Annotated in this window: 11 protein-coding genes; 1 reads left to right on the top strand and 10 read right to left on the bottom strand. The window is 55.2% G+C overall.

Features of this window, described 5'->3' with window-relative positions:
- Positions 1-3: 3 nt before the first annotated feature.
- Entirely contained in the window at positions 4-2,586 is a 2,583-nt protein-coding gene (gene leuS, locus OQV00_RS19010) for a leucine--tRNA ligase (protein WP_086817059.1), read from the bottom strand.
- Between the two features lie 224 nt (positions 2,587-2,810).
- On the opposite strand from leuS, the gene OQV00_RS19005 reads away from it, so the two are divergent.
- A complete protein-coding gene (locus tag OQV00_RS19005; protein ID WP_213894237.1) occupies positions 2,811-3,293 on the top strand; it encodes a zinc ribbon-containing protein in 483 nt (160 codons plus the stop codon).
- A 69-nt stretch (positions 3,294-3,362) separates the two neighbouring features.
- Here the strand turns inward: OQV00_RS19005 and OQV00_RS19000 are convergent, their stop codons facing one another.
- From OQV00_RS19000 to miaB, 9 genes are all read right to left on the bottom strand, one after another.
- The gene (locus tag OQV00_RS19000; RefSeq protein ID WP_004859562.1) at positions 3,363-4,088 is read right to left on the bottom strand and encodes an amino acid ABC transporter ATP-binding protein; all 726 of its coding nucleotides are present in this window, start codon (positions 4,086-4,088) and stop codon (positions 3,363-3,365) included.
- Positions 4,088-4,762 carry a glutamate/aspartate ABC transporter permease GltK gene (gene gltK, locus OQV00_RS18995; protein ID WP_004859564.1) on the bottom strand — a complete coding sequence of 225 codons (675 nt, stop codon included), beginning with the start codon at positions 4,760-4,762 and terminating at the stop codon, positions 4,088-4,090. Before gltK ends, OQV00_RS19000 begins: the two co-directional genes overlap by 1 nt.
- Before the next feature lie 2 nt (positions 4,763-4,764).
- Positions 4,765-5,505, bottom strand: coding sequence for an amino acid ABC transporter permease (locus OQV00_RS18990; RefSeq protein WP_004859566.1), 741 nt, complete (start codon positions 5,503-5,505; stop codon positions 4,765-4,767).
- A gap of 163 nt (positions 5,506-5,668) precedes the next feature.
- On the bottom strand, positions 5,669-6,577 hold the full coding sequence (locus OQV00_RS18985; protein ID WP_015584889.1) for an amino acid ABC transporter substrate-binding protein: 909 nt from the start codon (positions 6,575-6,577) through the stop codon (positions 5,669-5,671).
- A 406-nt stretch (positions 6,578-6,983) separates the two neighbouring features.
- Complete coding sequence (gene lnt / locus OQV00_RS18980) at positions 6,984-8,522, bottom strand: apolipoprotein N-acyltransferase (protein ID WP_004859570.1); 1,539 nt, start codon at positions 8,520-8,522, stop codon at positions 6,984-6,986.
- Positions 8,523-8,544: 22 nt separating this feature from the next.
- Positions 8,545-9,423, bottom strand: a complete 879-nt coding sequence (gene corC / locus OQV00_RS18975) for a CNNM family magnesium/cobalt transport protein CorC (protein ID WP_004859572.1) — start codon at positions 9,421-9,423, stop codon at positions 8,545-8,547.
- 101 nt (positions 9,424-9,524) lie between these two features.
- The gene (ybeY, locus tag OQV00_RS18970; RefSeq protein ID WP_086817057.1) at positions 9,525-9,992 is read right to left on the bottom strand and encodes an rRNA maturation RNase YbeY; all 468 of its coding nucleotides are present in this window, start codon (positions 9,990-9,992) and stop codon (positions 9,525-9,527) included.
- On the bottom strand, positions 9,989-11,035 hold the full coding sequence (locus OQV00_RS18965; RefSeq protein WP_004859576.1) for a PhoH family protein: 1,047 nt from the start codon (positions 11,033-11,035) through the stop codon (positions 9,989-9,991). Before OQV00_RS18965 ends, ybeY begins: the two co-directional genes overlap by 4 nt.
- Before the next feature lie 152 nt (positions 11,036-11,187).
- Positions 11,188-12,612, bottom strand: coding sequence for a tRNA (N6-isopentenyl adenosine(37)-C2)-methylthiotransferase MiaB (gene miaB, locus OQV00_RS18960; RefSeq protein WP_004859577.1), 1,425 nt, complete (start codon positions 12,610-12,612; stop codon positions 11,188-11,190).
- Position 12,613: the final 1 nt, after the last annotated feature.

Here is a 12,613-nt window from a genome sequence, read left to right as displayed (position 1 = left end):
CGCTTAGCCAACGACCAGGTTGAGCAGTTTACCCGGGACGTAAATCACTTTACGTACGGTTACACCGTCGAGATACTTCGCAACCAGATGTTCCTGGCCCGCACGTGCACGAACCTGTTCTTCGGTTGCATCGACAGGAACGGTAATTTTACCACGGACTTTACCATTAACCTGAACAACAACCAGGGTGGTATTTTCAACCATAGCGCTTTCATCGGCGACCGGCCACGGCGCGTTGTCGATATCGCCTTCACCGCCCAGCTCCTGCCACAGCGTGAAGCAGGCGTGCGGGGTGAACGGATTGAGCATGCGCACAACCGCCAGCAGAGCCTCACGCATCAGCGCGCGATCCTGTTCGTTTTCCTGCGGCGCTTTCGCCAGTTTGTTCATCAGCTCCATGATCGCGGCGATCGCGGTGTTGAAGGTCTGACGACGGCCGATATCATCGGTCACTTTGGCGATCGTTTTGTGGACATCACGACGCAGCGCCTGCTGATCTTCGCTCAGGCTGGCAACGTCCAGCGCGGCAACCGGGCCCTGAGTCGTGTGCTCATAAACCAGTTTCCAGACACGTTTCAGGAAGCGGTTTGCCCCTTCAACGCCGGATTCCTGCCATTCCAGAGTCATATCTGCCGGAGAGGCGAACATCATAAACAGACGTACGGTATCCGCGCCGTAGCGTTCAACCATCACCTGCGGGTCGATGCCGTTGTTCTTCGACTTGGACATTTTGCTCATGCCGGTATACACCAGCTCGCGCCCCTGCGGATCGTAGGCTTTTACGATACGGCCTTTTTCATCGCGCTCCACGGTGGCATCAACCGGAGAAACCCAGTTGCGCTCGCCGTTTTCGCCAACGTAATAGAAGGCGTCAGCCAGAACCATCCCCTGGCACAGCAGCTGTTTCGCCGGCTCGTCAGAGTTAACCATACCCGCGTCGCGCATCAGCTTATGGAAGAAGCGGAAGTACAGCAGGTGCATAATCGCATGTTCGATCCCGCCGATGTAAATATCGACCGGCAGCCAGTAGTTGGCGGCGTTTGGATCCAGCATTCCGTCATTGTACTGCGGGCAGGTATAGCGCGCGTAGTACCAGGAGGATTCCATAAAGGTATCGAAGGTGTCGGTTTCACGCAGCGCAGGCTGACCGTTAACGGTGGTTTTTGCCCACTCCGGATCGGCCTTGATTGGGCTGGTGATGCCGTCCATGACCACATCTTCCGGCAGAATGACCGGCAGCTGATCTTCCGGGGTCGGCATTACGGTACCGTCTTCCAGGGTGACCATTGGAATCGGCGCGCCCCAGTAACGCTGACGGGAAACGCCCCAGTCGCGAAGGCGATAGTTAATTTTGCGCTCGCCAACGCCCATCGCCGCCAGTTTGTCGGCGATAGCGTTAAAGCCCGCTTCGTAGCTCAGGCCATCGAACTCGCCGGAGTTGAAGAGGGTGCCTTTTTCAGTCAGCGCCTGCCCGGAGAGATCCGGTTCTGAGCCGTCTGCCGCCAGAATAACCGGCTTAATGTTCAGGCCATATTTGCTGGCAAATTCGTAGTCGCGCTGATCGTGACCCGGAACGGCCATGACGGCGCCGGTGCCGTATTCCATCAGCACGAAGTTTGCCGCCCAGACCGGAATTTCTTCGCCGGTCAGCGGGTGAATCGCTTTGTAGCCGGTATCGACACCTTTTTTCTCCATCGTCGCCATTTCTGCTTCGGCGACTTTGGTGTTGCGGCATTCGTCGATAAATGCAGCCAGCGCAGGGTTGTTCGCTGCCGCCTGCTGTGCCAGCGGATGACCCGCGGCTACGGCCAGGTAGGTACAGCCCATGAAGGTGTCCGGACGGGTGGTGTAGACGGTCAGCTTGTCGGCATACTCGTTAACGTTGAAGGAGATTTCTACCCCTTCGGAGCGGCCGATCCAGTTGCGCTGCATGGTCTTAACGGTATCAGGCCAGTGATCCAGTTTATCCAGATCGTTCAGCAGTTCGTCGGCGTAGGCGGTGATTTTGATAAACCACTGCGGGATCTCTTTACGCTCAACTTTGGTATCGCAGCGCCAGCAGCAGCCGTCGATAACCTGTTCGTTGGCAAGAACGGTCTGGTCGTTCGGACACCAGTTCACCGCAGACGTTTTTTTGTACACCAGGCCTTTTTTATACAGCTCGGTGAAGAATTTTTGCTCCCAGCGGTAGTATTCCGGGGTGCAGGTCGCCACTTCACGGCTCCAGTCATAGCCAAAGCCCAGCTTTTTCAGCTGGTTTTTCATGTAGGCAATATTGTCGTAGGTCCACGGGGCCGGCGCGGTGTTGTTTTTTACCGCGGCGCCTTCCGCCGGCAGACCAAACGCATCCCAGCCGATCGGCTGCAGAACGTTTTTGCCGAGCATACGCTGGTAGCGGGCAATCACGTCGCCGATGGTGTAGTTACGCACGTGACCCATGTGTAGTCGACCAGAAGGATAAGGAAGCATCGACAGGCAGTAATACTTCTCTTTGCTCTCGTCTTCAGTTACTTCAAATGTACGATGATCGTCCCAGTGAAGCTGGACTTTCGATTCTATCTCTTCCGGGCGGTATTGCTCTTGCATGGCAGCCAGTGGTCCTGTTTTCAATACAGCTACAAAATGTAGCCAATGGATGTGTTATCAGATCGGCATAGCATAGCCCAAACGCCCACGTCAAAACAGCCTTTCGCACATTAACATCGGCAAAAGCGGCGGAGACTATTTCGTGACTCTGTGGGCTAACTGGCAAAGCAGATGGCAAATAAGGTCTATTATTAGAAGAAGTTAACCACACCGGAGGCGAAATGATGAACAAGGTTGCTCAATTCTACCGTGAACTGGTGTCGACGCTCAGTGAACGGCTGCGCAATGGAGAACGTGATATTGACGCGCTGGTGGAACAGGCGCGGATGAAAATTAGCCAGTCTGGTGAGTTAACGCATCGCGAAGTTGAGACGCTGACCAAAGCGGTCAGGCGCGATCTGGAGGAGTTTGCCCGCAGCTATGAAGAGAGCCAGGACGAACTGACGGACAGCGTGTTTATGCGGGTGATAAAAGAGAGCCTGTGGCAGGAGCTGGCGGATATTACCGATAAAACCCAGCTGGAATGGCGCGAAGTGTTCCAGGATCTCAACCACCACGGGGTTTACCATAGTGGCGAAGTGGTGGGGCTGGGAAACCTGGTGTGCGAATACTGCCATTATCACCTGGCGGTCTATACCCCGGATATTCTGCCGCGTTGCCCGAAATGCGGCCATGACCAGTTCCAGCGTCGTCCCTTTGAGCCTTGATACGCCGCGCTGAGGTGGCTGAATGAAATCAGGCGCGCACCTGCCGATGCGCGCCTGTAAAATGACCCGTTAATGCAGAATTTTGGCGAGGAAGTCTTTTGCGCGATCGGATTGCGGATTGGCGAAAAATGCTTCTTTGTCAGAGTCTTCGACAATTTTCCCTTCATCCATAAAGATCACCCGGTTGGCGACCTTACGGGCAAAGCCCATTTCGTGCGTCACCACCATCATCGTCATGCCTTCGTTGGCCAGTTCAACCATGACATCCAGCACTTCGTTGATCATTTCCGGATCCAGTGCGGAAGTCGGTTCGTCAAACAGCATAGCAATGGGATCCATACAGAGCGCACGGGCGATAGCCACGCGCTGCTGCTGGCCGCCGGAGAGCTGGGCCGGATATTTATCGGCATGGGCGGAGAGTCCCACGCGTTCCAGCAGCTTCAGGCCTTTTGCCCGGGAAGCGGCTTTATCGCGGTTAAGCACTTTGACCTGCGCCAGCGTCAGGTTATCGATAATCGACAGATGCGGAAACAGTTCAAAGTGCTGGAACACCATCCCGACGCGGGAACGCAGCCTGGCAAGGTTGGTTTTTTTATCGTTGACCCGGGTACCATCCACGGTGATCTCACCCTGTTGAATAGGCTCCAGGCCGTTGACGGTTTTAATCAACGTTGATTTGCCCGAGCCGGAAGGCCCGCATACCACCACTACTTCACCTTTTTTCACTTCCGTGGAGCAATCGGTCAGCACCTGAAAGTGACCATACCATTTTGAAACGTTTTTCAGGGTAATCATTACACAGTCCTTTTCTTCAACCAGCTGACCAACAGCGATGCGCTGAGACTAATGACAAAATAAACGGCGCCTGCGAACAGGATCATCTCGACCTGGGTTCCGTCGCGCTCGCCGATGGTAGAGGCGGTACGGAAGAAGTCGGCCAGGCTGAGAACGTAAACCAGAGAGGTATCCTGAAACAGTACGATCCCCTGGGTGAGCAGCAGCGGCACCATGGCGCGAAACGCCTGCGGCAGAATAATCAGCTTCATGGATTGCCACTGGGTCATCCCCAGCGCCAGCGCGGCGCTCGACTGGCCGCGAGAGATACTCTGGATACCCGCGCGGATAATTTCCGAATAGTACGCCGCTTCAAACATCGAGAAGGCCACCATCGCGGAGATCAAGCGGATATCGCTCTTCGGCGACAGGCCCAGGACGTTCTGCAGGAAACCGGGAACAATCAGATAAAACCACAGCAGGACCATCACCAGCGGGATCGAGCGGAACACGTTGACGTAGGTCTTCGCAAACCACGCCAGCGGCAGGAAGCTGGACAGACGCATAACCGCCAGCAGGGTGCCCCAGACGATACCAAAAATGATGGCGGTCACGGTGATTTTCAGGGTGATAACCAGCCCGGCCAGCAGGTATGGCATTGATGGGACGATAGAACTCCAGTCAAAATCGTACATGATTATTTGCCTCCCATATTGCCCGGCAGGCGGACCTTGCGTTCAACCACATACATCACCAGCATAATCACCGCATTAATAAACACATAGGCGAGGGTAATCGCGGTAAAGGATTCCCAGGCGTGGGCTGAGTAATCCAGCAGCTTGCCTGCCTGTGCCGCCATATCCGCCAGCCCGATGGTTGAAGCGATGGCCGAGTTTTTCACCAGGTTCATCATCTCCGAGGTCATCGGCGGCACAATGACCCGATAGGCGTTGGGCAGCAGTACGTAACGATAGGTCTGCGGCAGCGTCAGGCCCATGGCCAGCCCGGCGTTTTTCTGTCCGCGCGGCAGTGACTGAATGGCGGCGCGCACCTGTTCGCATACGCGAGCGGCGGTAAACAGCCCCAGACACATCATCGAAGAGAGGAAGAACTGAATATTCGGATCGAGCTCGGATTTAAACCACATGCCGATGTTTTCCGGCAGGAGCTCCGGCACCACCAGGTACCAGGTGAAGAACTGAACGATCAGCGGGACATTACGGAACAGTTCAACGTAGCAGGTGCCGATGCTGGATAACCAGCGGTTGGGGGCAGTGCGTAAAATGCCGAACAGCGAGCCGACGAAAAAAGCGATAATCCAGGCGCTAATCGACAGTGCGATGGTGACCTGAAAGCCGCTCCAGAGCCAACCCAGATAGGTGGTATTGCCGAACGGGGCCTGTTGCAGGAAGATTCCCCAGTTCCAGTCTATTGACATAAATGACTCCTGGAAAAAAAAGGGTAGCATCGCTACCCTCGAAGATCATTGTGCAGCCTGTTTCGGTATTCGCGGCGGCTGGGGAACGACCAGCCACCGTATAGTCTGTCCGTGCTGTCACAACAATCGGGAGGGCAGGATGTCCTGCCCCTTGTTTTTTTAATTAGTTCAGAGCTTTGTCGTTAGGGGTCTTGAACAGCGCCTTCATGTCGTCGGAGAGTTCGAAGTTCATATTCAGATTTTTCGGCGGGATGGGGTTTTTAAACCACTTATCAAACCATTTTTCCGCTTCGCCGGAGGTCTGGGCCGTGGCGACGGTGTCATCAATCAGCTTTTTAAACTGCGGATCGTCTTTGCGCAGCATACAGCCGTAGGCTTCTTTCGACTGGGCCGTGCCGACGATCTCCCAGTTATCCGGCTTCTTCGCTTTCGCACGTTCGCCGGCCAGCAGCGCATCGTCCATCATAAAGGCCACCGCACGACCGCTTTCCAGAGTACGGAAGGAGTCGCCGTGGTCTTTGGCGCTGATAATGCGCATGTTCATTTTCTTCTCGTCATTCAACTTATGCAGCAGAACTTCGGAAGTGGTACCGGACGTGACGACAACCGCTTTGTCTTTCAGGTCCGGGAAATCTTTAATTGCACCGCCTTTTTTCACCAGCAGGCGGGTACCCACGACGAAAATGGTATCGGAGAAGGCGGCTTGTTTCTGACGTTCAAGGTTATTGGTCGTGGATCCACACTCGAAGTCGTAAGTACCGTTCTGCAGCAGCGGAATACGGTTTTGCGAGGTCACCGGAACCAGTTTTACCTGCAGGTCAGGCTTATTCAGCTGTTTCTTGATGGCGTCAACGATAGCGTTGGAGTAGTCCTGAGAGTAACCGACCACTTTTTGTTGATTGTCGTAGTAAGAGAACGGAACGGAGGATTCACGGTGGCCGACGACGATGACGCCGTTTTTAGCGATTTTGTCCAGCGTGCTGCCTGCTGCCGGGGCGGCATCTTCCGCATGCGCCAGACCGGCGGTCATACCCATGACCAGCATCGCTGTGGCCAGTTTACGTAATTGCATATCCAACTCCTTATCCTCAGCGTCATTGACGCTTTTGATACCCATTGTGAATGTGTGTGTGCGTTATTATGGCTGCGACACTGACACGCAGCATTTGTATGTGTTTGTTAGCATTTAGTTTGGCTTAATGTAAAGATTTTGCTGCTTTATTGTTTATTTTTGCGAAGTGCTCCGCACCATTTAAAGGCAAAAATCGTCCATTGCACCATGTTAGTGCCTGAGGTGAGCGATGCTGGTGCAACCGGGTTATACCAACAATAAATGTCGCCGCGACCTGAGAATATTAAGCAATGCTCGTGCCAGGTTGGCGAGTAGAGAGAGGTCAGAATGGTCAGAAGGGCGGCCCCGGCGACGGCTGCCGGCCGGGGCTATGCGGAGCGACAATAAGATCCGCAGGCTATAACGATTAGCGACGACGCTGGCGCAGGCTCATGATCAGCGCGCCAAAACCCAACAGCGCGGTCAGCGCCCACAGCGGCCAGTTACCGGTACGGGCGTACGGGGTCAGGCCGGAAGTCGGAGTGACTTTCGTGGTCAGCACTGCGCGGGTGAACTGCGGGATCATGTCCTGAATTTCCCCACGCGGGCCGATGACGGCGGTAATACCGTTATTGGTGCTGCGCAGCAGCGGACGCGCCAGCTCCAGGGCGCGCATCCGCGCCATCTGGAAATGCTGCCACGGACCGATGGACTTGCCAAACCAGGCATCGTTGGAGATGGTCAGCAGGTAGTCGGTATCCGGGCGGAAGTTATCCCGCACCTGCTCGCCGAGAATAATCTCGTAGCAGATAGCCGCGGTCAGCTTCATGTTATGCGCCACCAGCTGCGGCTGCACGTACGGACCGCGGCTGAAAGAGGACATCGGTAAATCGAAGAACGGAGCCAGCGGGCGTAGAATGGACTCCAGCGGCACGAATTCACCGAACGGCACCAGATGATTCTTGTTGTAGCGATCTTTGGAGTCGTAACTGTAGGGGTTATCTTTGCCCAGCGTAATGATGGTGTTGTAGGTATTGTAACGGTTCTGCTTGTTAAGCCGGGCGTCGACAATACCGGTAATCAACGAGCTGTCTTTCGCCCGCAGCAGGTCGTCCATCATACTCAGGAAATTCTGCTGGTTGATTTCCAGATCCGGGATCGCCGACTCGGGCCAGACGATTAGCTGGGATGAACCCATATGCGGCTGCGTCAAATCCAGATAGATTTTCAGCGTATTCACCAGCTGATTTTCATCCCATTTCAGCGCCTGGGGAATATCTCCCTGTACCAAAGATACCTGGGTAGCCCGTTCCGGCAGCAGTTGATACCACTGGATGTAGCGCAGCGGGAAGGGCAGCGCGAACAGCACGATAGCGGCAACCAACGGTTTCCAGCTGCGGTGAATGAGCGCAAGGACCAGCAGGCCGCTGACCACCATCAACAGGAAGTTAATGGCTTCAACGCCCATTACCGGCGCTAGCCCTTTCAACGGGCCGTCAATCTGGCTGTAGCCAAACTGCAGCCACGGGAAGCCGGTCAGCACCCAGCCGCGCAGGAATTCGGTGATTTGCCAGACAACCGGGGCAGCGACGGCGACGCGTATCCAGTTTGTTTTGGGCCACAGGCGCGACAGCAGACCGGCGAACAGTCCGGTATACAGCGACATATAAGCCGCCAGCAGTACCACGAGGAATACGTTGACCGGGCCGGGCATGCCACCGAACTGGGCAATGCTGACATAGACCCAGTTGATGCCGGAACCGAACAGTCCCAGGCCCCAGAAAAAGCCGATCCAGGCGCTTTGCAGCGGACGTCGGTTGAGGGTTAACCCCTGCAGGCCGATTAACGAAACAATCGCCGCAGGCCAGATGTCATAAGGAGAAAAAGCCAGCGTTCCGCTGGCTCCGAATAATAGCGCCAGCAGCAGACGTACGCGCTGGCGTTCGATGAGAGAGGCAAATACCATTTAGGTTAATCGTCCCGTGTAATTAATCTTCCAGCTTCGGCTGTGGCGCGTCATCAGGAAGTTTGACATGTACCTGGATGATACGTCGGCTATCGGCCATGGCGACTTTGAATTGGTAACCATCGATGTCAATAGACTCACCGCGCGCCGGCAGATGGCCGAAGGCCTGCATCACCAGCCCGCCAATGGTATCCACCTCTTCATCGCTGAAGTGAGTGCCATAGGCTTCGTTGAAGTCTTCAATGGAGGCCAGGGCGCGCACCGTCCAGGTGTGGCGGCTCAGCTGACGAAAATCGATATCTTCTTCTTCATCGTATTCGTCTTCGATCTCGCCGACGATAAGCTCGAGAATGTCTTCAATGGTCACCAGACCGGAGACACCGCCGAACTCATCGATCACGATAGCCATATGGTAACGCTGGGAGCGGAACTCTTTCAGCATGCGGTCAACCCGCTTACTTTCAGGCACGACAACCGCCGGGCGTAACACTTTTTCCATGCTGAATGCTTCGGAATCGCTGCGCATAAACGGCAGCAGGTCCTTGGCCATCAGAATCCCTTCAATGTGATCTTTATCTTCGCTGATGACCGGGAAACGCGAGTGGGCGGACTCGATGATCACATCGAGGCATTCGTCCAGGGTCTGATTGCGTTTCAGGGTAATCATCTGCGAGCGGGGGATCATGATATCGCGGACGCGCTGGTCGGCGATGTCCATTACCCCTTCGAGCATATCGCGCGTATCTTCGTCGATAAGGTCGTTTTGCCCGGAATCACGGATCAGCTCCAGCAGTTCATCACGGTTTTTCGGTTCTCCGTGAAAAAGCTGGCTGAGTAACAGGGAGAAGAATCCCTTTTTGCTGTTTACTGTGTCACTACTGTGTGAATTGTCGTCGCTCATGGCGTCGTGTGGGTTCTCATGTCAGTTAATTTGTCGCTCGTCGCGCGTGTGTTCAGCGCCGGACGGCATGGGGGCCGCTCGCCGGTTAAACCGGCGGCAGGCTATTCCTTCTCGGCAATGTACGGATCCTCATAGCCCAGAGCAAGCATTATCTCTGTTTCGAGGCCTTCCATCTCTTCCGCTTCTTCATCAATGATATGGTCATAGCCCAGCAGGTGCAGACTGCCGTGAATCACCATATGCGCCCAGTGCGCCTCCAGCGGTTTGTTTTGCTCTTTGGCTTCCTGTTCAACGACCTGACGGCAGATGATCAGGTCGCCAAGCAGCGGCAGTTCGATACCCGGCGGAGCTTCAAACGGGAACGACAGCACGTTGGTCGGCTTATCCTTGCCGCGATAGGTCAGATTCAGCTCATGGCTTTCGGCTTCGTCTACCAGCCGCACGGTCACTTCTGACTCCTCCTGGAACTGAGGAATGACGGCATCGACCCAGCGTTGAAACTGGGCTTCATCCGGTAACCCGGCGCTATCTTCGCAAGCCAGCTGTAAATCGAGAATAACCTGACTCATTTCTGCTCCTGTTCCTGGGCTTCGCGTTTGCGCTCGGCGGCCAGCTCTGCTTTACGTTTTTGGTCAGCTTCTTCCCACGCTTCATACGCATTCACGATGCGGGCTACCACCGGGTGGCGTACCACATCTTCGCTATGGAAGAAATTGAAGCTGATTTCATCGACTTCCGCCAGCACTTCAATGGCGTGGCGCAGACCGGATTTGGTGCTGCGCGGCAGGTCTATCTGAGTGACGTCGCCGGTGATCACCGCTTTTGAGTTAAAACCGATACGGGTCAGGAACATCTTCATCTGTTCGATGGTGGTGTTCTGGCTTTCATCGAGAATAATAAACGCATCGTTCAGCGTACGGCCGCGCATATAGGCCAGCGGCGCGACTTCGATCACGTTGCGCTCAATCAGCTTCTCGACCTTCTCAAAGCCGAGCATTTCGAACAACGCATCGTACAGCGGGCGCAGGTACGGATCGACTTTCTGGCTCAGGTCGCCGGGCAGGAAGCCGAGCTTTTCCCCGGCTTCGACGGCAGGGCGGGTCAGCAGAATACGGCGTACGTCCTGGCGTTCGAGCGCGTCGACCGCTGCGGCTACCGCAAGATAGGTTTTCCCGGTCCCGGCAGGGCCGACGCCGAAGGTAATATCATGATCGAGAATGTTGGCGATGTACTGCGCCTGGTTTGGCGTACGCGGCTTAATCACGCCACGCCGGGTCTTGATATTGACGGCCTTACCGTACTCCGGCACGCTTTCGGCGCTTTGTTCCAGCACCCGTGCCTCTTTGATGGCCAGATGAATCTGTTCCGGTTCAATATCCTGAATCTGTCCGCGCATCGGCGCAGTATCGACGTACAGGCTGCGCAGGATATCGGCTGCCGCGTTCACGCATATCATGCGCCCGGTCAGTTTAAAGTGATTGTCACGGCGATTAATTTCGATGCCTAATCGGCGTTCCAGCTGTTTGATGTTGTCGTCAAACGGGCCACACAGCCCCAGCAGGCGTGCGTTATCCGCTGGCTCCAGGGTAATTTCACGGGTTTCTATGTTCAAGCTGTTCCTCTTTACGCGTTTTGCCGGACAGCGAACGTCTCCGGCCAGTAAGGAAATTATTCACGTCATGGGAATATGGCGCAAGCATTGCGATGAATATTGGGTCGGGGAGAGGAAATACAAGGCCTGCCGGGGCGGCAGGCCTGAACGGATCACGGCTGATAGGTTCCGACGCCGAGGTCGTTTTCTTTGCGGGTGCGGGCGATAACGGATTCCGGAGATTCCGCGATACGCAGCCCCATTTCCTCTTCGGTACGCACAATTTTACCGCGCAGCGAGTTGGTGTAGACGTCAACGATTTCGACATCGACGAACTTACCGACCATATCCGGGGTGCCTTCGAAGTTGACTACCCGGTTGTTCTCGGTGCGTCCTGAGAGCTCCATGATGCTTTTACGGGAGGTGCCTTCAACCAGAATGCGCTGGGTGGTGCCAAGCATGCGGCGGCTCCACGCCATCGCCTGCTGGTTGATGCGCTCCTGCAGAATATACAGGCGCTGCTTCTTGTCCTTTTCCGGGACGTCGTCGACCATATCCGCCGCCGGAGTGCCCGGACGGGCAGAGAAGATAAAGCTGTAGCTCATGTCATGATTGACATCGGCAATCAGCTTCATGGTCTTCTCGAAATCTTCATTGGTTTCGCCAGGGAAGCCAACGATAAAGTCGGAGCTAATCTGGATATTCGGGCGCGCTTCGTACAGCTTGCGGATAATCGCTTTGTATTCCAGCGCCGTGTGGGTACGTCCCATCAGGTTCAGCACCCGATCGGAACCGCTCTGCACCGGCAAGTGCAGGAAGCTCACCAGCTCCGGCGTATCGCGATAAACATCGATGATGTCATCGGTAAACTCGATCGGGTGGCTGGTGGTAAAGCGAATGCGGTCGATACCGTCGATCGCCGCCACCAGACGCAGCAGATCGGCAAAACTGCCGGTCGTTCCGTCGTAGTTCTCGCCACGCCATGCATTGACGTTTTGACCCAGCAGGTTGACTTCACGGACCCCCTGAGCGGCCAGCTGAGCGATTTCAAACAGAATATCGTCGCAGGGGCGGCTGACTTCTTCACCGCGGGTGTAAGGCACCACGCAGTAAGTACAGTATTTATTGCAGCCTTCCATGATGGAGACGAATGCCGTTGGGCCTTCGGCGCGCGGTTCCGGCAGGCGGTCGAATTTTTCGATTTCGGGGAAACTGACGTCTACAACCGGACTGCGGTTGCCGCGAACGGAGTTGATCATCTCCGGCAGGCGATGGAGCGTCTGCGGCCCGAAAATAATATCGACGTAGTGGGCGCGTTGGCGAATATGGTGACCTTCCTGAGAGGCGACACAACCGCCGACGCCAATAATCAGGTCGGGATTCTTCTCTTTCAGTAGCTTCCAGCGGCCTAACTGATGGAAGACTTTTTCCTGAGCCTTCTCACGGATTGAGCAGGTATTGAGCAGCAGCACATCCGCTTCTTCCGCCACTTCGGTCAGTTGATACCCGTGCGTGGCATCCAGCAGATCGGCCATCTTTGATGAATCATATTCGTTCATCTGACAGCCCCAGGTTTTAATATGGAGTTTTTTTGTCATC

Origin of the sequence: Klebsiella sp. DY2415, from assembly GCF_026314315.1 — a bacterium.
GTDB lineage: Bacteria > Pseudomonadota > Gammaproteobacteria > Enterobacterales > Enterobacteriaceae > Klebsiella > Klebsiella ornithinolytica.
This window is presented reverse-complemented; position numbering and strand designations above follow the sequence as displayed.

What these genes read in the sequence shown, in the direction of transcription:
- leuS (WP_086817059.1), bottom strand. Translation starts at nt 2,586, where the DNA reads ATGCAAGAGCAATACCGCCCGGAAGAGATAGAATCGAAAGTCCAGCTT.
- OQV00_RS19005 (WP_213894237.1), top strand. Translation starts at nt 2,811, where the DNA reads ATGAACAAGGTTGCTCAATTCTACCGTGAACTGGTGTCGACGCTCAGT.
- OQV00_RS19000 (WP_004859562.1), bottom strand. Translation starts at nt 4,088, where the DNA reads ATGATTACCCTGAAAAACGTTTCAAAATGGTATGGTCACTTTCAGGTG.
- gltK (WP_004859564.1), bottom strand. Translation starts at nt 4,762, where the DNA reads ATGTACGATTTTGACTGGAGTTCTATCGTCCCATCAATGCCATACCTG.
- OQV00_RS18990 (WP_004859566.1), bottom strand. Translation starts at nt 5,505, where the DNA reads ATGTCAATAGACTGGAACTGGGGAATCTTCCTGCAACAGGCCCCGTTC.
- OQV00_RS18985 (WP_015584889.1), bottom strand. Translation starts at nt 6,577, where the DNA reads ATGCAATTACGTAAACTGGCCACAGCGATGCTGGTCATGGGTATGACC.
- lnt (WP_004859570.1), bottom strand. Translation starts at nt 8,522, where the DNA reads ATGGTATTTGCCTCTCTCATCGAACGCCAGCGCGTACGTCTGCTGCTG.
- corC (WP_004859572.1), bottom strand. Translation starts at nt 9,423, where the DNA reads ATGAGCGACGACAATTCACACAGTAGTGACACAGTAAACAGCAAAAAG.
- ybeY (WP_086817057.1), bottom strand. Translation starts at nt 9,992, where the DNA reads ATGAGTCAGGTTATTCTCGATTTACAGCTGGCTTGCGAAGATAGCGCC.
- miaB (WP_004859577.1), bottom strand. Translation starts at nt 12,612, where the DNA reads ATGACAAAAAAACTCCATATTAAAACCTGGGGCTGTCAGATGAACGAA.